General features: G+C 70.1%; 27 protein-coding genes and 1 pseudogene. 25 read left to right on the top strand and 3 right to left on the bottom strand.

The genetic code is table 11. The features are described from left to right. Positions 1-102 precede the first annotated feature (102 nt). A complete protein-coding gene (locus K8556_RS27545; RefSeq protein WP_223743083.1) occupies positions 103-1,179 on the top strand; it encodes an RNA 3'-terminal phosphate cyclase in 1,077 nt (358 codons plus the stop codon). A 19-nt stretch (positions 1,180-1,198) separates the two neighbouring features. Here K8556_RS27545 and K8556_RS27550 read toward each other — a convergent pair whose 3' ends face one another. After that, positions 1,199-1,552 (bottom strand): hypothetical protein, encoded by a 354-nt coding sequence (locus K8556_RS27550; RefSeq protein WP_223743084.1) that lies wholly within the window; start codon positions 1,550-1,552, stop codon positions 1,199-1,201. Between the two features lie 79 nt (positions 1,553-1,631). Here K8556_RS27550 and sppA point away from each other — a divergent pair, with 79 nt between their 5' ends. The 24 genes from sppA to K8556_RS27670 all read left to right on the top strand — a co-directional run bounded on the left by sppA (position 1,632) and on the right by K8556_RS27670 (position 24,212). After that, complete coding sequence (gene sppA / locus K8556_RS27555; protein ID WP_223743085.1) at positions 1,632-3,323, top strand: signal peptide peptidase SppA; 1,692 nt, start codon at positions 1,632-1,634, stop codon at positions 3,321-3,323. 46 nt (positions 3,324-3,369) lie between these two features. Further along, entirely contained in the window at positions 3,370-4,116 is a 747-nt protein-coding gene (locus tag K8556_RS27560; RefSeq protein WP_223743086.1) for a zf-TFIIB domain-containing protein, read from the top strand. Between the two features lie 83 nt (positions 4,117-4,199). After that, positions 4,200-4,802, top strand: a complete 603-nt coding sequence (locus tag K8556_RS27565; RefSeq protein WP_223743087.1) for a hypothetical protein — start codon at positions 4,200-4,202, stop codon at positions 4,800-4,802. A 154-nt stretch (positions 4,803-4,956) separates the two neighbouring features. After that, positions 4,957-6,039, top strand: coding sequence for an iron-sulfur cluster carrier protein ApbC (gene apbC, locus K8556_RS27570; RefSeq protein ID WP_223743088.1), 1,083 nt, complete (start codon positions 4,957-4,959; stop codon positions 6,037-6,039). 24 nt (positions 6,040-6,063) lie between these two features. Next, positions 6,064-6,576, top strand: a complete 513-nt coding sequence (locus K8556_RS27575) for a hypothetical protein (protein WP_223743089.1) — start codon at positions 6,064-6,066, stop codon at positions 6,574-6,576. 4 nt (positions 6,577-6,580) lie between these two features. After that, positions 6,581-7,012 (top strand): hypothetical protein, encoded by a 432-nt coding sequence (locus tag K8556_RS27580; RefSeq protein ID WP_223743090.1) that lies wholly within the window; start codon positions 6,581-6,583, stop codon positions 7,010-7,012. 59 nt (positions 7,013-7,071) lie between these two features. Then, positions 7,072-7,920, top strand: a complete 849-nt coding sequence (locus K8556_RS27585; protein ID WP_223743091.1) for a 3-hydroxyacyl-CoA dehydrogenase family protein — start codon at positions 7,072-7,074, stop codon at positions 7,918-7,920. Between the two features lie 24 nt (positions 7,921-7,944). Next, positions 7,945-8,721, top strand: coding sequence for an enoyl-CoA hydratase-related protein (locus K8556_RS27590; RefSeq protein ID WP_223743092.1), 777 nt, complete (start codon positions 7,945-7,947; stop codon positions 8,719-8,721). A 1-nt stretch (position 8,722) separates the two neighbouring features. Further along, complete coding sequence (locus K8556_RS27595) at positions 8,723-9,328, top strand: hypothetical protein (RefSeq protein ID WP_223743093.1); 606 nt, start codon at positions 8,723-8,725, stop codon at positions 9,326-9,328. A gap of 35 nt (positions 9,329-9,363) precedes the next feature. After that, on the top strand, positions 9,364-10,506 hold the full coding sequence (locus tag K8556_RS27600) for an acyl-CoA dehydrogenase (protein WP_223743094.1): 1,143 nt from the start codon (positions 9,364-9,366) through the stop codon (positions 10,504-10,506). 10 nt (positions 10,507-10,516) lie between these two features. Beyond that, positions 10,517-10,981, top strand: coding sequence for an AgmX/PglI C-terminal domain-containing protein (locus tag K8556_RS27605; RefSeq protein WP_223743095.1), 465 nt, complete (start codon positions 10,517-10,519; stop codon positions 10,979-10,981). A 16-nt stretch (positions 10,982-10,997) separates the two neighbouring features. Continuing rightward, positions 10,998-12,143, top strand: a complete 1,146-nt coding sequence (locus tag K8556_RS27610) for an acyl-CoA dehydrogenase family protein (protein WP_223743096.1) — start codon at positions 10,998-11,000, stop codon at positions 12,141-12,143. Between the two features lie 271 nt (positions 12,144-12,414). Then, the gene (locus K8556_RS27615; protein ID WP_014397002.1) at positions 12,415-14,121 is read left to right on the top strand and encodes a 30S ribosomal protein S1; all 1,707 of its coding nucleotides are present in this window, start codon (positions 12,415-12,417) and stop codon (positions 14,119-14,121) included. Between the two features lie 145 nt (positions 14,122-14,266). Then, positions 14,267-15,448 (top strand): thiolase family protein, encoded by a 1,182-nt coding sequence (locus K8556_RS27620; RefSeq protein ID WP_223743097.1) that lies wholly within the window; start codon positions 14,267-14,269, stop codon positions 15,446-15,448. A 16-nt stretch (positions 15,449-15,464) separates the two neighbouring features. Beyond that, positions 15,465-16,166 (top strand): CoA transferase subunit A, encoded by a 702-nt coding sequence (locus K8556_RS27625; protein ID WP_120552348.1) that lies wholly within the window; start codon positions 15,465-15,467, stop codon positions 16,164-16,166. A gap of 3 nt (positions 16,167-16,169) precedes the next feature. Continuing rightward, positions 16,170-16,832: a CoA transferase subunit B gene (locus K8556_RS27630; RefSeq protein WP_223743098.1), complete on the top strand. Its 663-nt coding sequence runs from the start codon at positions 16,170-16,172 to the stop codon at positions 16,830-16,832. Between the two features lie 87 nt (positions 16,833-16,919). Further along, positions 16,920-17,312: a TIGR02266 family protein gene (locus K8556_RS27635; RefSeq protein WP_223743099.1), complete on the top strand. Its 393-nt coding sequence runs from the start codon at positions 16,920-16,922 to the stop codon at positions 17,310-17,312. Between the two features lie 39 nt (positions 17,313-17,351). Then, entirely contained in the window at positions 17,352-18,647 is a 1,296-nt protein-coding gene (locus K8556_RS27640) for a class I SAM-dependent RNA methyltransferase (RefSeq protein ID WP_223743100.1), read from the top strand. A 6-nt stretch (positions 18,648-18,653) separates the two neighbouring features. Then, a complete protein-coding gene (locus K8556_RS27645) occupies positions 18,654-20,051 on the top strand; it encodes a VWA domain-containing protein (protein ID WP_223743101.1) in 1,398 nt (465 codons plus the stop codon). Positions 20,052-20,081: 30 nt separating this feature from the next. After that, positions 20,082-20,597 carry a hypothetical protein gene (locus K8556_RS27650; protein WP_223743102.1) on the top strand — a complete coding sequence of 172 codons (516 nt, stop codon included), beginning with the start codon at positions 20,082-20,084 and terminating at the stop codon, positions 20,595-20,597. A gap of 73 nt (positions 20,598-20,670) precedes the next feature. Continuing rightward, positions 20,671-22,056: a tRNA (N6-isopentenyl adenosine(37)-C2)-methylthiotransferase MiaB gene (miaB, locus tag K8556_RS27655; protein WP_223743103.1), complete on the top strand. Its 1,386-nt coding sequence runs from the start codon at positions 20,671-20,673 to the stop codon at positions 22,054-22,056. A gap of 36 nt (positions 22,057-22,092) precedes the next feature. After that, positions 22,093-22,608: a gamma carbonic anhydrase family protein gene (locus K8556_RS27660; RefSeq protein ID WP_207056925.1), complete on the top strand. Its 516-nt coding sequence runs from the start codon at positions 22,093-22,095 to the stop codon at positions 22,606-22,608. A 32-nt stretch (positions 22,609-22,640) separates the two neighbouring features. Beyond that, positions 22,641-23,111, top strand: coding sequence for a cyclic nucleotide-binding domain-containing protein (locus K8556_RS27665; protein ID WP_223743104.1), 471 nt, complete (start codon positions 22,641-22,643; stop codon positions 23,109-23,111). Positions 23,112-23,417: 306 nt separating this feature from the next. Then, positions 23,418-24,212, top strand: coding sequence for a DedA family protein (locus K8556_RS27670; protein WP_223743105.1), 795 nt, complete (start codon positions 23,418-23,420; stop codon positions 24,210-24,212). Between the two features lie 69 nt (positions 24,213-24,281). On the opposite strand, the gene K8556_RS27675 is transcribed toward K8556_RS27670, so the two are convergent. Then, entirely contained in the window at positions 24,282-25,652 is a 1,371-nt protein-coding gene (locus K8556_RS27675) for an alpha/beta fold hydrolase (protein ID WP_255652319.1), read from the bottom strand. Between the two features lie 135 nt (positions 25,653-25,787). Further along, positions 25,788-26,201: pseudogene (locus K8556_RS39260) on the bottom strand (AMP-binding protein); the annotation flags it as partial. Positions 26,202-26,289 lie beyond the last annotated feature (88 nt).

Consider the following 26,289-nt stretch of genomic DNA (forward strand, 5'->3'; position numbering starts at 1 on the left):
AACCCCGGTCCGCTCGCGCGCGGTCTGCTAGGCTGCGCACCGCCACCTCGCGTGCGGCCCTTCGCGGGGCCGCGCGCCACGACACGCCATGACGGGAGGGACATGACCGGTCACGACCGGCCCGACGCCGGGAGGGTGCTGCTCGATGGAGAGTTGGGGGAGGGGGGCGGCCACGTCCTCCGCTCCGCGTTGTCCCTGTCGCTCATCACCGGCCGTCCCTTCCAGCTCAGCGGGCTGCGCGAGCACCGCGACCCGCCGGGCCTGCGCCCCCACCACCTGGCCTACGTGCGCGGCGCGGAGGCGCTGAGCGGCGGCACCAGCGAGGGCGCCTCCGTGGGCTCCACGGAGCTGCGCTTCACCCCGGGCCCGGTGCGCGCGGGGGACTACCTGCTGGAGGCCGGCGCGTCCGGCAGCACGCCCCGGCTCTTCCAGTGCCTGGTGTACCCGCTGGCGCTCGCGGGCGGAGGGCGCCTCACGCTGCGGGGCGCCACGCACCTGCGGGGCGGCCCCAGCTTCCACGCGCTCGTCGGCGCGTGGCTGCCGGTGGCGCGCGCGTACGGGCTGCCCGTGCAACTGTCGCTCACCCACGCGGGCTTCCTCCCGGAGGGCGCGGGCGAGTTCACCGCGGAGGTGGGCGCCCCGGCCGAACCGCCCGTGCGCGTGGACCTGCCCGCGCGCGGCGTGCTGCGGGAGGTGCGGGTGATGTCCTTCGTGGGCGGGCTGCCCTTCGCGGTGGCGGAGCGTCAGTCCCGCGCCGCGGTGGCCGCGCTGCGCGAGCGGGGCATCCTGGCGGAGGCGGACAACCGCCCGCTGGCGGTGACGCGCTCGCAGGGCTCCGCGACCTTCGTGCTCGCGCAGTTCGAGCACACCGTCGCGGCCTTCACGTCCCTGGGCGAGCGGGGCCTGGACGCGGAAGGCGTGGGGCGCGAGGCGGCGGAGGCGCTGACCCGCTTCATGCAGACGGGCGGCGCGATCGACGAGCACCTGGCGGAGCAACTGCTCCTGCCGGCGGCGCTCCTGGCGTCGGGGAGGCTGGGGGCGGTGACGCCAGGCACCACGCGCTTCACCGCCGCGCGCATCACCGACGCGCTGACGGTCCAGGCGGAGGTGCTGCGGCGCTTCCTGCCGGTGCACCTCCAGGTGGAGCCGGGCGGGAGCGTGGAGGTCCGCCCGGCGTGAGAGGAGGGGGCGGGGCTGTCTAGGCCTCGTCCTCGGTGGCTCCGCCGCGGGCGCCGAAGGTGTTGGCGTCCGACATCTCTCGCACGGTGCCCCGGTAGGCGCGGATGGCGAAGGGCGCGGCGACGAGGAAGACGATGCCCACGAGGCCGATGGCCATCCACGGGATGGGCGTCTCCTTGATCTGCACGTCCTTGCCGTAACCGTTGAGGTTGTTGCCCATGGCGCGCGCCTTGGCGGCGTCCTTCTCTTCCTGGGTCAACTCCTTGCGGTTCTGGAACTCCTGGGGCTGCCGGCGCTGGGGCTGCGCCAGGACAGCGCCGCCCCAGACAAGGGCGAGGACGAGGACAAGCCGGGGGAGGGAGGGGGAGGGCATGGGCCTTGAGCCTAACAGAGCCTCCTGGCGCGGGTGAACAGGGGTTGCTTCGCCCGGCGCGGGGCGTTACGCGCGCGGCATGCTCCGCCTTCCCTTCCTCCTCGTGGCGAACCTCCTCCTGGGGCTGCGGCTGCTCCTGGGCCTGCCCTTTCGTCTGATGGCGGCGCGCAAACGACCCACGTGGATCCGCTTCCGGCTCTCGGGCGAGCTCCCGTACCGCCCGCGCCCCGTGCAACGTCTCCGTTTCGGCGGCGCCAGGCCGGAGCCCGCCACGGTGACCTCACTGGAAGCGCTGGGCCGCGCACTCAAGGTGTTGGCCGCGGATCCGAAGGTGGAGGGCATCCTCCTGGAGCTGGAGGGCCTGTCCATTCCGGACGCGAAGCGCGAGGCCCTGCGCGCCCTGCTGTCGGACTTCCAGTCCGCCGGCAAGCGGGTGGTGTCCTGGGCGGTGATGGTGGACACGGACGCCTACCCCGTGCTGGGCGCGGCGGACGAGGTGCTGCTCGCTCCCATGGGCCGGGTGGAGCTGGTGGGCTACGCCGCCGAGGCCACGGTGCTGGGCGAGGCCTTCGGCCGGGTGGGCATCCACGCGCACTTCGCGCGGCGCGGCGACTACAAGACGGCGCCGGAGCTCTTCACGGACGGCAAGGTGTCCGACATCCAGCGCCAGACACTGGAGTCCTTCCTGGACGAGCGCTTCGGCGTGCTGGTGGACGCCATCTCCCGCGACCGGGGCAGGACGCCGGAGGAGGCGCGGGCGCTCATCGACGCGGGGCCCTACAGCGCGAAGCGGGCGCTGGAGGCGGGGCTGGTGGACGGGCTGGTCCACGAGGCGGACCTGGGCGCGCACCTGGGCCTGGAGGCGAAGAAGGACGAGGAGCCCCCGGTGCCCACCTATGACGCGTACCTGGCGACGCTCGCGTTCCCGCCGGTGAGGTGGCGCCGGCTGCGCCGCAAGCCCCGGCTGGCGGTGGTGGACGTGGCGGGCATCATCATCCCGGGCAGCGGCGGCGCGGGCCGGTTCGCGGCGGCGGACTCGGTGGTGAAGGCGCTGCGCAAGGCGGGCAGGGATCCGCGCGCCAAGGCCGTGGTGCTGGCGGTGGGGAGCCCCGGCGGATCCGCGCTCGCGTCCGAGCAGATATTGGAGGCCGTGAAGCGCGTGGCGAAGCAGAAGCCCGTCATCGCGTACGTGGATCAGATCTGCGCGAGCGGCGGCTACATGGCGGCCATCGGCGCGAAGGAGATCTGGTCCGCGCCGCACGCCGTCGTGGGCTCCATTGGCGTGTTCGTGGGCAAGTTCGAGTACGGCGAGCTGCTGGAGAAGCTGGGCATCCACCGCACCACGCTGGCGCGGGGGGAGAACGCGGCCTTCTTCTCCTCGTCGCGGGGCTTCACGCCGCAGGAGCGCGCCGCGCTGGAGCGCGAGGTGGAGGAGAGCTACCAGTCCTTCCTGGAGCTGGTGGCCCAGGCGCGCGGCCGGACGAAGGAGGAGATCCACCAGCGCGCGGAGGGGCGCGTCTACTCCGGGCTGCGCGCGAAGGAGGCGGGGCTGGTGGACCGCATCGGCGGCTTCGAGGAGGTCTGCCGCCACGCGCTGGACGAGGCGCGCGTCCCGTCGGACGACTTCGAGCTGGTGCGCTACGGAGACGCTCGCGCGAGGCTGTCGCTGCTCAAGCTGCTGATGGGCGCGGCGCACCCGGCCACGTACGCCTTCTGCACCGCGGCCTGGAGCCTCCAGGGTGCCAGGGCCTTGCGCCGGCTCGACGGGTGAGCGCGCGCCCTTTCACGGAGGGAATCCGCCCCTTAGCATGCGCGGCATGGCCCGCTCCTGCCCGGTCTGCCCCAGCCAGCCCCTGAACGTCGTCCAGGCCTCCGACGTGGAGGTGGACGTCTGCCCGCGCTGCCACGGCCTGTACTTCGACCGGGGGGAGCTGGAGCGCTTTCCGGACCGGCCCTCGCTCAAGCCGCTGCTGACCGCGGCGAGGCAGGCCGCGTCGCGCTGCCGCACGGGCGGGCACCTCATCCCGCGCGCCATGGCCGTCTGCGCCACCTGCGACAGCGCGCCCCTGGGCTGTCCCGGCTGCGGCGCGCGGCTGGCGCTGGTCAACGCGCGCGTGTGCAACGTGGACCTGTGCACGCACTGCGGCGGCACCTGGCTGGACGCGGGCAAGTTCGAGGCCCTGGAGAACGCCGTCGTGACGCCCCCCAAGGCGCAGCCCGTGTCCAGGGGTTGGGAGGTCGCCCCGGCGACGGACGGGGGCGCGGATCCATGGAGGGGCCCGGGCGCCACGGCCCCGCTGCCGCCGTCGGACTCGCCCACGGGCGGGCTGGGCGTGCGCTCCCCGCTGGCCTGCGTCCAATGCGGCATCCAGGTCTCCGTGCCCCAGGCGTTCGCGTTCAACGGCGACCTCTACTGCCGCGAGCACCGCCCCAAGGGCGCCGTGTCCGGCAACAGCCTCCCCAAGGACCGGGATCCGTCCAACTACCCGAACCTGGAGGACGCGTCGGACGGCGTCGACCTGGTGGACATCGTCGTCTGGCTCTTCCGGCGACTGCGCCGCTGACCGTTCGTCCGCGGGAGCACCGACGGGGCGGACGTCCGGGCATTGCCGGCCCCGGAGCCGGCGTCTACCCTGCCGCGCCAGTGATGACCCGCCTCGCCCCCTTGAGCCTCCTGCTGCTCGGCACCGCCTGTGCCACCGCGTCCCGTGAACCGGCCTCGGTGGCGGAGGCGTACGCGAAGGCGCTGGAGGAGAACCGCCTGTCGGACGCCTACCGCCTGACGACCGGCGCCCCGGAGGGCGAGGGGGCCTACCTGGACGAGTACTCCGACGAGGCCGCCCGGAAGGAGCGCGCCGCCGCCGTCCGCGCGGGCACCGCCGTGCTGGAGGCCCGGGCCCCGTCCGTCACGCTGGCCCGCCAGGGGGAGGACTGGCGCGTGGTGGAGTCCCGCCCCGCGGACGTACCCCGCGCGGCCCTGAAGAAGTTCCTGGACGAGGTGGACTCCCGGGACTGGAAGGGCGCGTGGGGCCTGCTCGCCTCGCCGCTGAGGGCCCGCTACACCCCGGAGCGACTGAAAGAGGACTTCGAGCGCGAGCCCCTGGCGAAGGAGCGCCTGCGCCGCGCCCGGCTGGCCCTCAACACCCACGTGCGCGTGGCGGCGGGCGAGGCCCTGTTCCCCCTGGGCGGCGAGCGCGCCGTGCGGCTGGTGCTGGAAGACGGTGAGTACCGGGTGGCCGCCATCGAATGAGGGCCAGAAGCCGGGCGCGTTCCAGGGCCGGCGGAAGGCCGGGCGGCCTCCGGAGATGTGCGTTAAACGACGTTGACAGCCCCCGGAGTGCTGGCAATCTCCGCCCCCCTTCGAGCGTGCAAACGCCCGTTTTCAAAAGGTTTCAGGTGTCCCGATGAGCGTGTCCCAGGCCGATGTGATGGCGGCCATGTCGAAGGTGATCGATCCCGAGCTGCACGTCGACCTGGTGAAGGCCGGGATGGTGAAGGACGTGCGCGTCACCGGCGACACGGTGAAGTTGAAGATCGAGCTGACCACGCCCGCGTGTCCCATGAAGGGGAAGATCCAGGCGGACGCGGAGGCGGCGCTCAAGGCCGTGCCGGGCCTGAAGTCCTTCGACATCGAGTGGGGCGCCCAGGTGCGCGGCGTCGCCGGGGGCTCCGGCGGGGCGCTGCTGCCGGGCGTGAAGAACATCCTGCTCGTGGGCGCCGGCAAGGGCGGCGTGGGCAAGAGCACGGTGGCGGTGAACCTGGCCACGTCGCTCGCGCAGCACGGCGCCAAGGTGGGCCTGCTGGACGCGGACTTCTACGGCCCCTCCGTGCCGCTGATGACGGGCACCGCGGACAAGCGCCCGGTGAGCCCCAACGGCAAGACGCTGGATCCGCTGGTCGCCCACGGCCTGAAGATCATGTCCATCGGCTTCCTGGTGGAAGCGGATCAGGCGCTCATCTGGCGCGGCCCCATGCTCCACGGCGCCCTCATGCAGTTGGTGCGCGACGTGAACTGGGGTGAGCTGGACTACCTCATCCTGGACCTGCCCCCGGGCACGGGCGACGTGGCGCTGACGCTGTCCCAGTCCGTGCGGGCCGCGGGCGCGGTGCTGGTCACGACGCCGCAGGACGTGGCCCTGGCGGACGTGGTGCGCGCCAAGCAGATGTTCGACAAGGTGCACATCCCCGTGCTGGGCATCGTGGAGAACATGAGCCAGTTCATCTGCCCGCACTGCAACAAGAGCACGCCCATCTTCAACCACGGCGGCGGCCACAAGGCGGCGGAGATGTTCGGCATCCCATTCCTGGGGGAGATCCCGCTCGACCTCAAGGTGCGCGAAGCGGGAGACTCCGGCGTGCCGGTGGTGGTGGGGCACAAGGACAGCCCGGAGGCGAAGGCCTTCCAGGACGTCGCGCGCGCGGTCGCGGGCCGCGTGTCCGCGCAGTCCATGAAGAGCGTGCCCCTGCCGGTGATGCAGGCCCGGTAGGGCTCAACCTGAAGAGGAGACCGCATGGCCCCGGCCGGCAACGACGACCTTCCGCACGATCCGCTGTTCGATGACGACTCGGAGCAGCAGCCCGGCCGCGAGAGCCGCTCGGGCGGCTTCGTGCCGGACTTCGTGCGGCGCATGGCGGTGGCCGGCATGGGCGCGGTCTTCATGGGCGAGGAGGGCATCCGGGCCCTCGCCGGCCAGCTCAAGCTGCCCAAGGAGGCGCTGGGCTTCCTCCTCTCCCAGGCGGAGAAGACCAAGGACGACATCAGCCGCGTCGTCACGGAGGAGCTGCGCCGCTTCATGCAGTCGGAGAAGCTGCGCGACGAGTTCCTCAAGCTGCTCTCCGGCATGACGGTGGAGGTCAAGGCGCAGATCCGCCTGGTGCCGTCGGAGAAGGCGGAAGAGGCGCCCGCGCCGGAGCCGCACCCGCCCAAGGCCCACAAGAAGGCCGCGGAGGCGCCTGGCGCGCGCGTGGTCATCACGGACGTGAACGCGCGTCGGCCGGCCTCCAAGCGCTCGAAGCGGGAGTAGGGACGTGGCGGAAGAGGCACCGGCCCCTCCGGCTCCGGAGACCCCGCGCCGCACCTGGCGCACGCACCCCCTGCCCAAGCGGCTGGCGCTCATCGCCATCGTCGCGCTGGGCCTGTGGCTGTGGAGGGTGACGGACGTCCCGGAGCGCCAGCTCATCTACCGGCTGGAGGGCGACGGCTGGGGCGACGTGCGCGCCATGGACCTCCAGGTGCTGGACTCCGAGGAGCACATCGTGAAGCGCGAGGAGCGCTTCTTCGCGGACGGCCCGCCCATGGAGGTGACCTTCAAGGTGGACCTGCCGGAGGGCACCTTCCGCACGCTGCTGTTCCTCCAGGTGGACGGGCGTGAGAAACGCGACGTCATTCGCGGCCGGCTGATGGTGGGCGAGGCGAAGGCGATCGTCGTCCCGTTGAGACTGCCCGCCGCCAGCCGCTGACCGGCGTTGACCCTCCTGGAGGCGTGCGTTATGGCCGCCGGCACAGGAGAGAAGACGCCATGGCAACGGAACACATCGTCGTCGTCGGTGCAGGGCAGATGGGCGCGGGCATCGCGCAGGTGGCGCTCCAGGCGGGCCTGCGCGTGTCGCTGGTGGACGTCAACAAGGACGGCCTCGCCAAGGGCGCGGACCGCATCAAGGCGGGCCTGAAGAAGCTGGTGGAGAAGGGCAAGCTGGACGCGGCGAAGCAGCAGGCCGCCGAAGCGAACCTGGCCACCTTCACCAGCGCGCGCGAGGCGAAGGACGTGGACGTCGCCATCGAGGCCGTCACGGAGAACGAGGACCTCAAGCGCCGCATCTTCCTGGAGCTGGACGAGGTGGTCCGCCCCGGCGGCATCCTCGCCACCAACACGTCCTCCATCCCCATCACCCGCATCGCCGCGGCCACCAAGCGCCCCGAGTCCGTCATCGGGATGCACTTCATGAACCCGGTGCCGGTGATGCAGTTGGTGGAGCTCATCCGCGGCGCGGCCACCAGCGATGAGACGTACGCCACCATCCGCGCGATGGCGGAGCGCATGGGCAAGACGACGGTGGTCTCCAAGGACTACCCGGGCTTCATCGTCAACCGCATCCTCATCCCCATGCTCAACGAGGCCTGCTTCGCCCTGATGGAGGGCCTGGGCAGCGCGGAGGACATCGACACCGCGATGAAGCTGGGCACCAACCAGCCCATGGGCCCGCTGCAGCTCGCGGACTTCATCGGCCTGGACACGGTGCTCTACATCGCCGAGGTGCTGCACAAGGGCCTGGGTGACTCCAAGTACCGCCCGTGCCCGCTGCTGCGCCAGTACGTGGACGCCGGCTGGTACGGCAAGAAGTCCGGCCGCGGCTTCTACAAGTACTAGCCCCCTCCAGGAGCCCACACGCACATGGACTACCAGAACATCAAGTTCGAGAAGGACGGCGCGCTCGCCATCCTCACCGTGGACCGGCCCAAGGCGCTCAACGCGCTCAACAGCGCCACGTTCCACGAGATGGAGCACGCGCTGAACTCGCTGACGGCCGACACGCGCGCGCTCATCGTCACCGGCGGCGGCGACAAGGCCTTCGTGGCGGGCGCGGACATCGCGGAGATGGCCACCATCAGCGCCGCGCAGGCGCGGGAGTTCTCCGCCCTGGGACACCGCGTCTTCGAGCACCTGGAGAACCTGCCCATCCCCACCATCGCGGCCGTGAACGGCTTCGCGCTGGGCGGCGGCCTGGAGCTGGCCCTGGGCTGCGACCTCATCTACGCGTCGGAGAAGGCCAAGCTGGGCGTGCCCGAGGTCACCCTGGGCGTCATCCCCGGCTTCGGCGGCACCCAGCGCCTCACGCGCCTGCTGGGCCGCGCCCGCGCCAAGGAGCTGCTCTTCACCGCGGACCGCCTGGACGCCGCCAAGGCCAAGGAGATCGGCCTGGTGCTGGACGTGCTGCCCGCGGACAAGCTGATGGAGCACGTCAAGGCGGTGGCCGCGAAGATCCTCAAGAACGGCCCGCTCGCGGTGGCCCAGGCCAAGCGCGTGGTGGAGTACGGCGCGGACCAGGACCTGCGCGCCGCCAACGAGCTGGAGCGCCAGGGCTTCGCCGTCCTCTTCGGTTCGGAGGATCAGCGCGAGGGCATGGCCGCGTTCCTGGGCAAGCGTCCGGCCAACTTCCAGGGCAAGTGACGTGAAGCACGCGGTCGCGGCCGGGAGCCTGCTGTGCTTCCTGGCCGCGCCGCTGGCCCGGGCGGAGGAGCGTGAGCCCCGCGCCCCGGCCCTGGTGTCCTGGAAGCGCACGCTGTGTCTCTACACGCTGTGCTTCCTGGAGCCCGCCATCCCGGACCTGCGCCGGGAGTGGGGAGACGGCGCCCGCTGGGTGCTCTCCTGGCCCATCCACCCGTGGGCCACGCCGCCCCTGGACATTCCGGGCCCCACGCTCATCCTGTCGCCCTTCGTGGAGCCCCAGCTCCGGCTGCGGCCGGCCACCTTCCGCCTGCTCGCCGGAGGGCGCGTGTACGCCTTCCCGGACGCGTCCCGCTTCGGCGTGCTGGCCGAGGGGGCGGGCGTGTGGGGCGGGGACGGGAAGGGCGGGGTGGCCGGGGTGGGGCTCACCTACGACTTGATTGAGCGGCACCGGGACACCCAACCCTGGACGGTGTCGGTGGTGGTGCGCAGGGCCTGGACGGACGCGGGGGCTCGCACGGACGTGTCCTTCGACGTGACGGTGCCGCTGGCGATGTTCTTTGGGACCCGGATTCCTGCTCCCGGGGTGGGAGGGGCGTCTTCGGAGTAGCCCCCGGGCGGACCCCGTACTATGGGAGGTCCACCATGAACTTCGAGCTGACCGACATCCAGCGCGAGATCCAGCGGCTGTGCCGCGAGTTCGCCGCCAAGGAACTCATCCCCAACGCCCGCAAGTGGGACGAACAGCACGCGTGGCCCACGGACGCGGTGAAGAAGCTGGCGGAGCTGTCGCTCCTGGGCATCGCGGTGCCGGAGGAGTGGGGCGGCGCGGGCCTGGACAACGTCTGCTACGCCATCGCCATGGAGGAGATTTCGCGCGGCTGCGCCTCCACCGGCGTGATCATGAGCGTGAACAACTCGCTCTACTGCGACCCGGTGTCCAAGTTCGGCACCCCCGAGCAGAAGGAGCAGTTCCTCAAGCCCTTCGCCAGCGGCCAGAAGATCGGCTGCTTCGGCCTGACGGAGCCCGAGGCCGGCAGCGACGCCGCCGCCCAGAAGACCATCGCCGTGAAGCGCGGCGACGAGTACATCATCAACGGCTCCAAGAACTGGATCACCAACGGCCCCAAGGCCGACGCCATCGTCCTCATCACGATGACGAACAAGGAAGCGGGCAACAAGGGCATCACCGCGTTCCTCGTGCCCACCGACACGCCGGGATTCACCCGCGCGGAGCCCGACAAGAAGATGGGCATCAGCGCCGCCTGGTCCTGCTCCATGTTCTTCGAGGACATGCGCGTCCCGGAGAAGTACCGCCTGGGCAAGGAGGGCGAGGGCTTCAAGGTCGCCATGTCCACCCTGGACGGCGGCCGCATCGGCATCGCGTCCCAGGCGCTGGGCATCGCGCGCGCCGCCTTCGAGGAGGCCGTCCGCTACTCCGGTGAGCGCAAGACGTTCGGCAAGCCCATCCGCGACCACCAGGCCATCCAGTTCATGATCGCCGACATGGCCATGGAGATCGACGCGGCCCGCCTGCTCGTGTGGCGCGCGGCGCTGATGAAGGACAAGGGCGTGCGCCACAGCCCGGAGAGCGCCATGGCCAAGCTCTACGCCAGCGAGATGGCCAGCCGCGTGGCCAACAAGGCCCTGCAGATCCACGGCGGCATGGGCTACAGCAAGGAGATGGACGCCGAGCGCCACGTGCGCGACGCGCGCATCACCGAAATCTACGAGGGGACGAGCGAGATCCAGCGCATCGTCATCTCCGCCAACCTGCTGAAGGAGTAGTCACCCGGTCATGAAGCGCGCGCTCCTCCCCGTGCTGTTCCTGTCCCTGGGCCTGGCCTCTCCGCTGGCGCTCGCCCAGGGCTCGTCGAAGAAGAAGGCCACGCCCGCTCCGGCGACGGCTCCGGCGACGCCCGCGCCCAAGAAGGACGACGGGCTGGACGTGAGCCGGCTGCCCTTCACCCCGGACTCCATCCGCCAGGTGATGGCCCACCACATGCCTCGCATCCAGGAGTGCTACGAGGACCACATGGTGGAGAAGGACAAGAAGGTGGAGGGCCTCCTGCGCACCACCTTCACCATCACCGCCGAAGGCACCGTGCGCAGCGCGAAGATCGACAAGCACGGCAGCACGCTGAAGGACGCGGGCCTCAACGACTGCGTGGTGGCGGTGCTGTCGTCCATGGACTTCCCCAAGCCCCCGGACGGCCGCGACCACCCCATCGAGTACCCGTTCAACCTCAAGGCCATCGAGTAGCAGGACACCCGCGCCCGTGAACTTCGACCTCACCGAGACCCAGACGCTCATCCGTGACACCGCTCGCAAGTTCGCCCGCGAGCGCGTGGCTCCGCACGCCCGCGCCGCGGACCGCGAGGAGCGCTTCGACCCGGAAGTCTTCAAGGCCCTGGCGGAAGTCGGCCTCTTGGGCGTGAACCTGCCGGGGAAGTACGGCGGCGCGGAGGCCGGCGTGGTGTCCTACGCGCTGGCCATGATGGAGATGGCCGCCGCGGACGCCTCCGTGTCCGTGGCCATGGCCGTCACCAACATGTGCGCGGAGCTCATCCACGCGGTGGGCACCGACGCGCAGCGGGAGAAGTACGTCACGCGCATCACCTCCGGTGAGGCCATCGTCGGCGCGTTCGCCCTGAGCGAGCCGCACGCGGGCTCCGACCCGGGCGCCATGCGCACCACCGCCGTGAAGCGCGGCGACACGTACGTGCTCAACGGCAGCAAGCAGTGGATCACCTCCGGCGCCTACGCGGGCGTCATCGTCGTGTGGGCCCGCACGGGCCAGGCGGGCAACAAGGGCCTGTCCTGCTTCATCGTGGAGGGCGGCGCCAGGGGCCTCCACGTGGGCAAGCACGAGGACAAGATGGGCCTGCGCGCGTCCAACACCGTGGGGCTCACCTTCGAGGACTGCGAAGTGCCCGCGGCGAACCTCCTGGGCAAGGAGGGCGACGGGTTCCGCCTGGCCATGATGGCGCTGGACGGCGGGCGCATTGGCATCGCGGCGCAGGCGTGCGGCACCGGCCGCGCCGCGCTGGAGGCGACCGTCTCCTACACGAAGGACCGCAAGGCCTTTGGTCAGGCCGTGGCGGACCTGCAGGCCCCGCGCTTCATGATGGCGGACATGCGCACCCAGCTTGACGCCGCCGAGCTGCTCACCCTGCGCGCCGCCGCCCTCAAGGAGGCCGGCCAGCCGTTCACCCGCGAGGCCTCCATGGCGAAGCTCTTCGCCAGCGAGATGAGCAACAAGGTCGCGGACAAGGCCGTGCAGCTTCACGGCGGCTACGGTTACATCGACGAGTTCCCGGTCGAGCGTTACTTCCGGGACGCGCGCGTGCAGACCATCTACGAGGGCACCAGCGAGGTGCAGCGGATGGTCATCGCCCGGGAAACATTCCGGCGCGAGGGGTAGCGCTCCGCTTGTCCCACACGGGGCGAGCGGGCAGGGGGCACCGGCCGGGTAGGACAGATGCGGACCCGGCCGGGCGTTCATAGAACACGGATCACCACCTGGCGCGGCGCCCCACTTGACTCCCGGAAACTCCGGTGTCTAGGGTGCGCGGCTTCCAACCAGCCTTGCGTTCCCATCCAGGGGACACCCGCGGTTTCCCGTCGCTCCCCGCAGGCGGCCGCGCACCCATTCAAACAGGGGGCAGTTGTACCGTTCCAAGGACTTCCACTTCATGCAGCAGAACGTGAACCAGCAGATCGACGGCGGTGACGAAGACTTCGCGGCGATGTTCGAGGCCTCGCTCAAGGAGCGTGGCGGCGACGGAATCCTGAAGGAAGGCGAGATCGTCAAGGGCACGGTCGTGCAGGTGACGAAGGATTTCGCGATCGTGGACATCGGCTACAAGTCCGAGGGCCAGGTCCCGATCTCCGAGTTCACCAATCCCCGCGGGGAAGTCACCGTCAAGTCCGGTGACCCCGTCGAGGTCCTCCTGGAGAGCCGCGAGAACGACACCGGCATGGTCGTCCTCTCCAAGGAGAAGGCCGACAAGATGCGCATCTGGGACGAGATCTCCGCCGCGTGCGAGCGTGATGAGATCGTCAAGGGCACCATCGTCGGACGCGTGAAGGGCGGCCTCTCCGTCGACATCGGCGTGAAGGCGTTCCTCCCTGGCTCCCAGGTCGACATCCGCCCTGTGCGCAACCTTGACCAGTACATCTCGAAGGAATTCGAGTTCAAGGTCATCAAGTTCAACAAGAAGCGCGGCAACATCGTCCTCTCTCGCCGCGTGCTGCTGGAGAAGCAGCGCGAGGAGATGAAGAAGGAGACCCTCAAGAACCTCAAGGAGGGTGCGGTCCTCAAGGGCGTGGTCAAGAACCTCACGGACTACGGCGCCTTCATCGACCTCGGCGGCATCGACGGTCTGCTCCACATCACCGACATGTCCTGGGGCCGCATCGGTCACCCCAGCGAGATGTTCAACGTCGGTGACGAAGTGCGCGTCGTCGTCCTCAAGTTCGACCCCGCGCAGGAGCGCGTCAGCCTGGGCCTCAAGCAGATCCAGGAGGACCCGTGGCACCGCGCCGACGAGAAGTACCCCGTCGGCACCCGCGTCGCCGGCAAGGTCGTGTCGATCACCGACTACGGCGCGTTCATCGAGATCGAGCAGGGCGTGGAGGGCCTGGTGCACGTGTCCGAGATGTCCTGGACCAAGCGCCTCAAGCACCCGTCCAAGATCCTGGAGGTCGGCCAGACGGTGGAGGCCGTCGTCCTCGACATCGATCCGAAGGCCAAGCGCATCGCGCTGGGCATGAAGCAGATCGAGCAGAACCCCTGGACGCTGCTCGAGGACAAGTACCCGATCGGCTCCGTCATCAAGGGCCAGATCCGCAACGTCACCGACTTCGGCGTGTTCGTCGGCGTCGAGGAGGGCGTGGACGGCCTGGTGCACGTGTCCGACATCTCCTGGACCCAGCGCATCAAGCACCCGGGCGAGATGTTCAAGAAGGGCGACGAGGTCGAGGCGGTGGTCCTCAACATCGACGTCGAGAACGAGCGCTTCAGCCTGGGCATCAAGCAGCTCCAGCCGGACCCCTGGGAGACGCTGTCCGAGCGCCTGCCGGTGGGCAGCCGCGTGAAGGGCAAGGTCACCAAGGTCACCGACTTCGGCGCGTTCGTGGAGATCGAGCCGGGCATCGAGGGCCTCGTCCACGTCTCCGAGCTGAAGGAAGAGCGCGTGGAGAACCCCCGCGACGTGGTGCAGGAGGGCCAGGAGGTCGAGGTCAAGCTCATCGACATCAACACCCCGGACCGCAAGGTGGCGCTGTCCATCAAGGCGCTCATCGGCGAGGGCGAGGACTACCGCGAGTACCTGCGCAAGCAGGCCGAGGGTTCCAAGGCCCGCCTGGGCGACGTCATGGCGAGCAAGCTGAAGAAGTAATCAGCCCCACGTCTTGAAGTGGATGGCGGCCGGGTTCCCCAGCGGGAGCCCGGCCGTTTCCATTTGATTCGCCCGAAACCGCCCGTGATAAGTCGCATCCAAACCTTTCCAGCGGTTCCCGGTTCCCTCTCAAGGAGACAGTTCCATGGCTCGTGAAGTCGTCATCGTGGGCGCGGCCCGTACCCCCATCGGCTCCTTCCAGGGAGCGCTGTCCAAGCTCACCGCTCCGCAGTTGGGCGCCATCGCCATCAAGGCGGCGCTGGAGCGCGCGGGCGTGAAGCCGGAGGCCGTGCAGGAGGTCATCATGGGCTGCGTCCTCCAGGCGGGCGTGGGCCAGGCCCCCGCGCGTCAGGCGGCCCTGTTCGCCGGCCTCCCGGACTCCGTCCCGGCCGTCACGCTGAACAAGGTCTGTGGCTCCGGCCTGAAGACCGTGATTGCCGCAGCGCAGTCCATCGCCCTGGGTGACGCGGACGTCATCGTCGCGGGCGGCATGGAGTCCATGTCCAACGCGCCCTACCTGAGCCACACCATGCGCGGCGGCGCCCGCATGGGGAACGTGGAGTTCAAGGACGCGATGATCAACGACGGCCTCTGGGACGTGTACGGCAACGTCCACATGGGCATCTGCGCCGAGGAGTGCGCCACCACGCAGGGCATCAGCCGCGCGCAGCAGGACGAGTTCGCGCTGGAGTCCACGCGCCGCGCCATCCAGGCCCAGAAGGAGGGCCTGTTCGCCGCGGAGATCGTCCCCGTCCAGATTCCGGGCAAGAAGCCGGATGAGTTCACCACCGTCTCCGAGGACGAGGGCCCCAAGAACGCCAAGCCGGACAAGATCCCGGGCCTGAAGCCGGTGTTCAAGAAGGACGGCACCGTGACGGCCGCCAACGCGTCCTCCATCAACGACGGCGCCGCGGCGCTGGTGCTGATGAGCGAGGAGAAGGCGAAGGCCGAAGGCCGCACCATCCTGGGCCGCGTGAAGGGCTACGCGCAGGCCGCCCGCAAGCCGGTGGAGTTCACCATCGCGCCGGCGGACGCCATCAACACGCTGCTCAAGAAGCAGAACGTGACGGCCAAGGACGTGGACCTCTGGGAGATCAACGAGGCCTTCTCCGTGGTGTCCATCGCCAACAACAAGATCCTCGGCCTGGATCCGTCCAAGGTGAACGTGCGCGGCGGCGCGGTGGTGCTGGGCCACCCCATTGGCGCGTCGGGCGCCCGCGTGCTCGTCACGCTGCTCCAGACGATGAAGGACCAGGACAAGAAGCGCGGCGTGGCGTCGCTCTGCATCGGCGGCGGCGAAGGCATCGCGCTGATGGTCGAGCGCTGAAGAGGACACCGCCCGCATGAACAAGGTCTACGCGAGCGCGGATGAGGCGGTCGCCGACATCCCGGACAACATCACCCTCATGAGTGGTGGGTTCGGGCTGTGCGGCAACCCCGAGAACCTCATCACGGCCCTGCACAAGAAGAACGTGAAGGGCCTCACCATCATCTCCAACAACTGCGGCACCACGGAGCTGGGGCTGGGCATCCTCCTGCAGAACAAGCAGGTGAAGAAGATGGTCGCCAGCTACGTGGGGGAGAACAAGGAGTTCGAGCGGCAGTTCCTCTCCGGGGAGCTGGAGGTGGAGCTGAACCCCCAGGGCACGCTCGCGGAGCGCATCCGCGCCGGGGGCTGCGGCATCGGCGGGTTCTTCACGCCGACGGGCGCGGGCACCCAGGTGGCGGAGGGCAAGGAGACGCGGATGATCGACGGGCGCCTCCACGTCCTGGAGACGCCGCTGAAGGCGGACTTCGCCATCGTCCACGCCTGGAAGGCGGACACCTGGGGCAACCTGGTGTTCCACAAGACGGCGCGGAACTTCACGCCCATGATGTGCATGGCCGCCAAGGTCACCATCGTGCAGGCGGAGCACATCGTGCAGCCGGGGGAGATCGACCCGGATCAGGTGCACATCCCGAGCATCTTCGTGCACCGCATCGTGCAGGCGCAGAACCTCCAGAAGTGGATCGAGCGGCGGACCGTCCGCAAGAAGGCGTCCTGAGCCATGCCCCTGACTCGTGAACAGATCGCGCAGCGCATCGCCCAGGAGCTGAAGGACGGCTTCTACGTGAACCTGGGCATCGGCATCCCCACGCTCGTGCCCAACTACATCCCGCACGGGGTGGAGGTGGTGCTCCAGTCGGAGAACGGCCTGCTCGGCATCGGGCCGTACCCGGAGGAGGGGAGCGAGGACCCGGACCTCATCAACGCGGGCAAGGAGACGGTGACGGTGGTGAAGGGCTCCGCCTTCTTCGACTCCGCGCTGTCCTTCGGGATGATCCGCGGCGGCCACATCGACCTGGCCGTGCTGGGCGCCATGGAGGTCAGCGAAGCGGGTGACCTGGCCAACTGGATGATCCCCGGCAAGATGGTGAAGGGCATGGGCGGCGCCATGGACCTGGCCGTGGGTGCCAAGCGCATCTACGTGGCCATGGAGCACGCCAACAAGGACGGGCAGCCCAAGATCCTGAAGAAGTGCTCGCTGCCGCTGACGGGCCTCAAGTGCGTGCACCACATCGTCACGGACCACGCCTTCATCGACGTGACGCCGGAGGGCCTGGTCCTGCGCGAGCTGGCACCCGGACTGACGGTGGAACGGGTGCAGCAGCTCACCGAGCCGAAGCTGAAGATCGCGCCCGACCTGCGCGAGATGAAGTTCCAGGCCTGACGTTGGGTGCTAGGGTGCGCTTCCGTCTCTCCCTCCAGTTCTGGAGACGAGACGGAAGCCACCGTCTCCCGGAGAACGGAGCACCGCATGTCCGACACTTCGGAGAAGCCCGTCCCCGCGCCTCGCGCGCACCGCATCGACCATGAGCTGCCCGTGGCGTACCGCACGGTGGCGGGCTTCGTGACGGACTGGGCGGTGAACCTGTCGCGCGGCGGGCTCTACATCAACACGCCGCAGCCGCTGCCCGTGGGCACGGTGGTGCGCCTGTTGGTGTCGCTGCCGGGGGCCAGCTTCCCGGTGGACCTGTCCGGGAAGGTGACCCGCACGAACCCCCAGGGGACGCCGGGGTCCGAGGTCCCGGGGATGGCGGTGGAGTTCCTGGACGTTGACCACGAGAAGCGGTCGCGCATCGAAGCGTTCGTGGAGCGCCTGCGGGAAGCCCTGCCGGCGGACGAGCGTGGCAGCGCGACCCGGAAGTAGGGCGGCCCCGCCCAGGCGGCCCCCGCGAGTGCGCCTGTGATGACGACGCTGCCCGAATCCCCCATTGAACTGACGATTGAGCGGCTGGGCCAGTTGGGCGAAGGCGTGGCCCAGTGGGAGGGCCGCACCGTCTTCGTGCCCGGCGCCTTCCCCGGCGACACCGTGCGCGTCCGCCTGGAGGCCCAGGGCAAGGTCCTGCGCGGCCTGCTGGGCCAGGTGCTGACGGACGGAGCGGAGCGCGTGCCGTCGCGCTGCGTCCTGTCCGACGCGTGCGGCGGCTGCGACTGGCTGGAGCTGTCCGTCCCGGCGCAGCGGTCCGCGAAGCTGGAGATCGTCCTCTCCACGCTGGAGCACCTGGGCCACCTGAAGCGCACGGCCTTCACCGTGCGGCCGTTGATGGTGGCGCCCCGGGACTGGGGCTACCGCCGCCGCGCGGTGCTGCACGGGGCGGGGAAGGGGGCGCTCGGGTACTTCGGCCGGCGCACGCACGAGCGCATCCCGGTGGACGTCTGCCCCGCGCTCACGCCCGCGCTCACGGCGCTGCCCGGGAAGCTGGCCCCGCTGCTCAAGCCGCTGGCCAGGGACACCGCAGAGGTGCTGCTGCTCGCCGAGGGCGACAAGGCCGCGTTCGCGGTGAACCTGGGCGGCCCGGTGACGGCGCGGCACCTGGAGGCGGCGGAAGGCGCGGTCCGGGCCCTGCGGCTGGAGGGCGCGGTGCTGGTGCCCAGGGAGGGCTCGGCGCGGCTCATCGGCCGGCCGGTGCTGCGCTCGCTGTCCCCGCTGCGCCCCGAGGTGCCGGTGTACCTGCGGCCGGATGCGTTCGCGCAGGCGCACGCGGAGGCCAACGTGGGGCTCGTCACGGCGGCCCTGTACGAGCTGGGCGTGCAGGAGACGGACTCCGTGCTGGAGCTGTACTCCGGCAACGGCAACTTCACGTTCCCGCTGGCCGGCACGGCCGGGTCGGTGCTGGGCGTGGAGTCGTCCCCGGTGGGCGTGGAGCTGGCGCAGCGGAGCGCTCGGGAGGCCAGCGTGGCCAACGTGCGCTTCGTCCAGGGCGACGCGCGCAAGGTGTGCGACGGGCTGGTGGCGGAGGGGCGCTCGTTCGACCTGTGCCTCGCGGATCCGCCCCGGGCCGGGGCGCCGGGGCTGGCGAAGTGGATGCGCGCGCTGAGCGTGCGCCGGGTCGTCTACGTGGCGTGCGACCCGGCCTCGCTGGCGCGCGACGCGGCGGGGCTGGTGGAGGCCGGTTACAAGCCCGTGGCGCTCCAGGTGGTGGACATGTTCCCGCAGACGCACCACGTGGAAGCGGTGATGTCCTTCGAACGGGGAGCCTGACGCGCCATGGACGCCCGCATCGTCGAGTTCGCCGAGGTCCTCCGCCAGAACGGCGTGCGCGTCAGCACGTCCGAGGTGCAGGACGCGCTCCGCGCCACGGCGGAGGTGGGGGTCGAGGACCGGAACCTGTTCCGCTCCGTGCTGCGCACCACGCTGGTGAAGCGCGAGCTGGACGTGGAGACGTTCCGCCGCGCGTTCGACTTCTTCTTCTCCGGCGCGGCCCGCACGTTCGAGGCCATCGACCAGTCGCTGGCGAAGCAGTTGGAGGAAGAGGGCTACCTGGAAGGCGACCTCTTGAAGATGGTCATCTACCAGATGAACCTGCTGGCGCCGGAGATGTCCCCGCTGGCGCAGGCCATCCTCGCGGGTGACCGCGCGCGGCTGGCGCAGATCTTCCGTCAGGCGTCGCTCCAACTGGACCTGGGGCAACTGGAGAGCCCGCTGCAGACGGGGTTCTTCACGCGGCGGATGCTCGCGGGCGCGGGCATGGAGCGGGCGCGCTCCGACCTCAAGTCGCTGGAGGACGAGCTCAAGGCTCGCGGGCTGCACGCGGAGGGCGTGGAGATCGTCTCGCGCCACGTGGCCGCGGCCATGCGCAAGATTGAAGAGGCCGCTCGCGCGGAGGTGAAGCGTCAGTCCGAGGCGCGCATCCGCCGCCGCACGGACTCCGTCACGGAGAAGCCGCTGCACCTGCTCACGCAGGCGGAGGTGGACCAGATGGAGGCCGCCGTCCGCACGCTGGCGGAGAAGCTCAAGAGCCGGATGATCCGCAAGCAGCGCTCGCACCGGCGCGGGTCGCTCCACGCCCAGCGCACGCTGCGCCGGAACATGCCGTGGGACGGCATCCCCATGGTGCCCGTGTTCCGCACCCGCCGGCCGGAGCGCCCGGAGCTGGTGGTGCTCTGCGACGTGTCCGACTCCGTGCGCAACGCGTCCCGGATGATGCTGCTGTTCATGCACACGCTGCAGTCGCTGTTCGTGCGCGTGCGCTCGTTCGTCTTCGTGTCCGACGTGGGCGAGGTCACCCCGTTCTTCAAGGACCTGGACGTGAGCGAGGCCATCGACGCGGCGACCGCCGGGCGCACCGTGTCCATGAGCTCCAACTCCAACTACGGCCGCGCGCTGGCGGACTTCACGCGCGACCACCTGGGCAGCATCACGCGCCGCACCACCGTGATGATCATCGGTGACGGCCGCAACAACTACAACGCGAGCAACGCCTGGGCCCTGAAGGACCTGAAGCGCAAGGCGAAGCGCGTGCTGTGGATCAGCCCCGAGGACCGGGGCAACTGGGGCATCGGCGACAGCGAGATGCTCACCTACGAGAAGCACTGCACCCAGGCCGTGGTCGTCACCTCCGTGTCGGACCTGGCCCGCATCGCGGAACAGCTCGTCCCCGTCTGAAAACCCCTTCGCACCCGAGGAGCGCCCCCCATGGCCCCGTCCTTCTTCGACGACTACCAGGACGTCCCCAACGTGGAGACCGGTCCGGACTTCGACGCCGCCGACGACCGCACGCTGCGCATGGCGTCCCGGCCGGTGGACAAGGCGCTGCTCGAGCAGTTGGTCCGCTACCAGGAGACCTTCCTGTCGCACGTGGAGGCGGACGCCGCCCCGGAGGCCATGGCCGGCGCGGCGAAGGCGGCGCTGGAGGCGAGCGGCCTGGACGTGAAGGCGGCGGAGTGGGGGAGCGCCGTGCTCCGGGCCTTTGGCGGGCGGCGGTGGACCGTGCAGCGGCTGCGCTCGAAGCTGACGGAGCTGGAGTCCCGCTCCGGGCCGGAGGTGGACGAGGTGGGCAAGCGCGTCCGGGACGAGTTGGTGAAGCAGGAGCGGGAGACGGACGCCCTGGGCCGGCGCTACGGCGCGGAGACGGTGGCCCTGCTCCGGGAGCGCGAGGCGGAGCTGGTGGCCCTGCACACCCGGCTCACGAAGGTGCTCAGCCGGGGATGACCCGGAGTGCCCGCCCGGTTGCATTCCGCGTCCGGGCGTTCCATAACGGCCCGTTTTCCTTCAAGGCCCACCCATGAAGCGCTACTTCATCCACACCTTCGGCTGCCAGATGAACGTCAACGACTCGCTCCGCATGAGCGAGGCGTTGTCGAAGATGTCCTACGTCCCCACGCCGGAGCCGGACAACGCGGACCTCATCATCCTCAACACCTGCTCCATCCGGGAGAAGGCCGAGGACAAGATGCTGTCCGCGCTGGGGCGCTACCGCGCCGTGAAGGCCAGCCGCGGCGCCATCCTGGGCGTGGGCGGCTGCGTGGCCCAGCAGGAGAAGGACAAGCTGCTGAAGAAGGTCCCGTACCTGGACTTCGTCTTCGGCCCGGACAACATCGCGAAGCTGCCGGAAGTCATCGCCCGCGTGCAGGACGCCCGCGAGCGCGTGGTGGAGACGGCCTTCGTGGACTCCGAGGAGTACGTCTTCCCGCGCGCCGACGCGGAGACGTCCCGCGGCAAGGTGACCGAGTTCGTCACCGTGATGAAGGGCTGCGACAACGTCTGCTCGTTCTGCATCGTCCCGCACACCCGTGGCCGCGAGGTGAGCCGCGAGTTCACGCAGGTGCTCAACGAGGTGGCGGACCTGGCGGGCGTGGGCCTGCGCGAGGTCACCCTCATCGGGCAGAACGTGAACTCGTACCAGGGCGGCATCAGCTTCGCGCAGTTGCTGCTGCGCACCGCGGAGGTGCCGGGCATCGAGCGCGTGCGCTTCACGACGAGCCACCCGCATGACCTGTCGGACGAGCTCATCGAAGCGTTCCGCGTGCAGCCGAAGATCGCCCCGCACTTCCACCTGCCGGTGCAGTGCGGCAGCGACCGCATCCTCAAGATGATGCGCCGCGACTACACCGTCGAGCAGTACATGGAGCGGCTGGAGAAGCTGCGCGCCGCGCGCCCCGGCATCGCCATCACCACGGACATCATCGTGGGCTTCCCCGGAGAGACGGAGGAAGAGTTCGAGATGACGATGCAGCTCACCGAGCGGGTGAAGTACGACAACCAGTTCTCCTTCGTGTACAGCCCGCGCCCCAAGACGGGCGCCGCGCTGCGCGAGAAGGACTGGGGCCCCATCCCGCACGAGGTGAAGGTGGCCCGGCTGGAGCGGCTGCAGAAGCTGCAGCGGCGCATCAGCGGCGAGTACACCCAGGCGCAGGTGGGCCTGGACGTGGAGGTGCTGGTGGAGGGCCGCTCGCGCTACGACGCCACCAAGCGCTTCGGCCGCACGCCGGAGAACCGCACGGTGAACTTCGAGGGCGACGCGCCGGCGGGCTCCATCGTGACGGTGCACGTGGAGCGCGCCACGCCCAACCAGCTCGCGGGCAAGCAGGTGGTGGTGCTCCAGGCCCCCACCGTGGCGCCGCCCGCCGTGGAGCTGCCCGTGCCGCTGCATGTCCCGGCGGAGGCCTGACGCTTCCGCCGCTGTCCCGCCGTCGGAGGTGCCACCATGCCGTTGAAGCCGTTTCGCGGGGTGTCCCCCCGCGTCCACCCGAGCTGCTTCATCGAGGACTCCGCCCAGGTGGTGGGCGACGTGGAGCTGGGCGAGGACTCGTCCATCTGGTTCAACTCCGTGCTGCGCGGGGACGTGAACTCCATCCGCATCGGCAAGCGCACCAACATCCAGGACCTCACCATGGTGCACGTCACCAGCCAGGGTGACTCCACGACGGTGGGCGACGACTGCACCGTGGGCCACCGGGTCATCCTCCACGGGTGCGTCGTGGGCAACCGGGTGCTGGTGGGCATGGGCGCCATCCTGATGGACGGCGTGGAGGTGGGGGACGACTGCATCATCGGCGCCGGCACGCTCCTGACGCCCGGGACGAAGATTCCCCCCGGGTCGCTGGTGGTGGGCTCGCCCGGCAAGGTGAAGCGCCCCATTCACGACGGCGAACGTGAGTTCCTGGTGCAGTCCGCCCTCCACTACGTGCACACCGCCGCTGAACACCGCGCCAGCCGCTGACGCGGCCGCGTTGTGCGTGTTAGGAACACCCCATGGCGCTCGCCCCCGAGACGACCCTGAAGGCCTGTCCGCTCTTCAAGGGCTTCACCGACACCGGCATCTCCATCTTCGCGGCGGCGGCCGTGTCGCGCGCCTACCCCAAGGGGTCGGCCTTGTTCACCGAGGGCAAGCCGGGGGACTCGCTGCTGATTGTCGGTGAGGGCACGGTGCGGCTGAGCGCCCGGAGCCCCTCGGGCGAGGACGTGCCCCTGGGCGAGGTGACCGCCGGGGAGCCCCTGGGCGAGCTGGCGCTCGTGCAGAAGGGCGAGCGGCTGTGCTCCGCCACGGCACAGACGGACGTGATGGCGCTGGAGATCCGCGCGGCGGATTTCCAGAAGCTGCTCGCGCAGAAGCCGCAGGCCTGCATCAAGTTGTTGATGGGCATCGTCAGCCACTTCGGCGCGAAGGCCCGGGACAACCGGGACATGCTGCGCACGCTGGTGGCGCGGGCCCCGGGAACCTGAGCGACTGTCGGACAGGTGGCCCCGGGCTCCAGCCGTGAGGCCGGACGCACGAACGGGCCTGCCACCCGCACCGGAGGTGGTTACTGTGCTCGCCTGAAGGCTCCCCGGGCTCCCAGACTGTCGCACACCGTGGGTATGGGTAGACATGGGGCCGACGGCTTTCGGGGTATGGCGTGGGCGCTTGAGGTGGGAAGCTGGGCGGCCGGAGTTTTCAACTGCTTCACCCGGTTCTTGGCTGGGTGATGGACGGGCTGGCCCGGGTGGTTGCCGAGCGGCCCTTCGGGAAGTGATTGGACGGAACGACGCGTGGAAGAACTGCTCACCAACCTGCTCGGTAACTCCCAGGGCCTCTTCGCCTACCTGACCGTGTTCGCCATCCTGGTGGCATGCGGGCTGGGCGTGCCGCTGCCGGAGGACATCTCGCTCATCCTCGGTGGGTTCCTGGCGCACAAGGGCGCGGCCGACCTGCCGGTGATGATGGCGGTGGGGTTCTTCGGAATCCTGGTGGGTGACAGCCTCATCTACCTGGCGGGGCGCCGGCTGGGCACGCGGCTGGGGCGCGACCCGGGGGCGAAGGGTGGGGGGTTCTTCTCGAAGATCGTCACACCGGAGAAGCGGGCGAAGGTGGAGTCGCTCTTCGTCACACACGGCCAGAAGATCGTGATGATCGCCCGCTTCATGCCGGGCGTGCGCGCGGTGACGTACTTCACCGCGGGCTCCGTGCACATGTCGTACTGGCGCTTCATCTTCTGGGACGGGCTGGCGGCGCTCCTGTCCGCGCCGGTGTTCGTGTGGCTCGGGTTCCACTTCGGTGGCGAGCTGGACATGGTCATCCGCAAGCTGAAGGACGGCCAGGTCGTGGTGATGGGGACGCTGGCGGTGCTGGCGGTGGGCTACTTCGTGTACCGCCGCCGCAAGAACGCGAAGCTCAAGGCCGAGGCCGCCGCCACGGCGCAGATGACGCCGGCCGCCCTGCCGCCCGTGCCGGAGACGCTGGAGAACAACATGTCGCCGACGCGCGCGGCCAGCCCCAGCACCTTCTTCGACGTGCCCGCCGACAAGGCGCCCGCGTCCGAGCCGGACCTGAACGCGCACAAGTAGTCACCGTGCAGTGGTGACGTGGTTCACGGACCCCGCCCCCTCGACGAGAGGGAGCGGGGTTCTTCGTTGCTACTTCGTGTCCGCGTCGCGCAGCGCCTTCGCCAGCAGCTCCGCCACGGACTGCACCAGCGGCTCGCGCAGCAGCGTGTGGTGGGTGCCCGGCAGTTCGTGTGATTCGAGCCGCTCACCCACCAGCGCCGCCCAGCCTCCGTCGATGGGTCGGGTTTCGTCCCGCTCCTCCGCGTGGATGCGCAACACGCGCTGCTCCATCGCGGGCGGGTGGTAGCGACGGGCCGCTTCGAGGTTCGCCTCGAAGACCTGGAAGAGGGCCATGGCATCCACTCCGGACGGCAGCGCTCCGGACCGGGCCGCGGACTCCAGCACCTTCGTGAGCATCGCTTCCGGCTCCAGCTCCGCCGTGTCCACGTCCAGGTCCGCCAGCGACACGCCCATCAGGTCCTGCGCGAACAGCCCCACCGCCAGCGCGCGGTCCAGGTCCGGCTCCGAGTCCGGCACCGTCTGGGGCACGTACGAGTCGAGCATCGCCACCAGCTCCACGACTTCACCCGCTTCGCGGAGCTGGTACGCCATCTCGTAGGCGATGACGCCGCCCAGGGACCAACCGCCCAGGTGGTACGGGCCGTGGGGTTGGACCCCACGCACCGCCCGCACGTAGCTGGCGGCCAGGGCCTCCACGGTGTCCAGCGGCTGCTCCGTGCCGTCGAGTCCTCGCGCCTGGAGGCCGTAGAAGGGCTGAGCCGGTCCCAGCCTGCGCGCCAGCTCCGCGTACGCCAGCACGTTGCCTCCCACCGGGTGCACGCAGAAGAACGGCGTGCCCGTGCCTTCCTTCGTGAAGGGCACCAGCGGGGTGAAGGGCTTCGGCTCGGCCTCACCCAACAGGACCGCGAACCGCTCCACGCTGGGGGCCTGGAAGAGGGCGGACAGTGGGAGCTTCAGGCCCGTCTCCCGGTGCACCGCCGCCATCAGCCGCACCGCGAGCAGCGAGTGCCCACCCAGCTCGAAGAAGCTGGTGCGCACGTCCACGGTGGACACGCCCAGGGCTTCGGCCCAGAGCCGTTCGAGCATCGCTTCCCGTTCGTCCCTGGGGCCGACCCTCGCTTCGGGGTTCACGGCTTCCTCCACCGGGGCAGGCAGTGCGGCTCGGTCCACCTTGCCGTTGGGCGTCAGCGGAAGGACCGGCAGCGCGACGTAGGCGGCCGGGACCATGTAGTCCGGCAGCGAGCGCTGGAGGTGGCTTCGGAGCGGAGCGGTGTCCACCTCCGGCGCCACGTACGCCACCAGGCGTTGGACGCCCGGCACGTCCTCGCGCACCCGCACCATCGCGTCCCGGATGCCGGGGTGCGTGCGCAGCGCGGTTTCGATCTCTCCCGGCTCGATGCGGTAGCCGCGCAGCTTCACCTGGAAGTCCACGCGCCCCATGAAGTCCAGCGTGCCGTCCTGCTTCCAGCGAGCCCGGTCGCCCGTGCGGTAGAGGCGGGCTCCGCGCACCGTGCTGAACGGGTGGGGGATGAAGCGCTCCGCCGTGAGGTCCGGCCGGTTGCGGTAGCCGCGCGCCAGGCCCTCGCCCGCGATGAACAGCTCGCCCGGGACGCCCACGGACACGGGGTTCAGGTTCGCGTCCAGCACGTACACACTCACGTTGAGCATGGGCCGGCCGATGACGGGCGTGGGCTGCGCGGTGCGATGGATGCACTCGGTGGTGGACGCCACGGTGCCCTCGGTGGGGCCGTAGGCGTTGTACGCCCTCGTGCGGTCCGTGGCCGCGAGCGTGCGCCACGTCACCTCGTCCATGGCCTCACCGCCGATGAAGCAGATGGCCGGCACGTGGGACTGCTCCAGGAAGCCCGCTTCCAGCAGCAGCTTGAACAGCGACGGCGTGCAGTCCAGCGCGTCGATGCGCCGCTGGTCCACCCACGCGAGCATCGCCTCCGGATCCTGCCGCACGGCCTCCGGGACGATGCACAGGCAGTGGCCGTCCGCGAGGTCGTGTCAATTGGAGTGGAAACGCGTCAGGCGGCGCGACGAGTTCCCTGCGGTAGCATGACGAGGTTGCCGT

Origin of the sequence: Corallococcus sp. AS-1-12 (assembly GCF_020036995.1) — a bacterium.
In the GTDB taxonomy this organism is placed as follows: Bacteria; Myxococcota; Myxococcia; order Myxococcales; family Myxococcaceae; genus Corallococcus.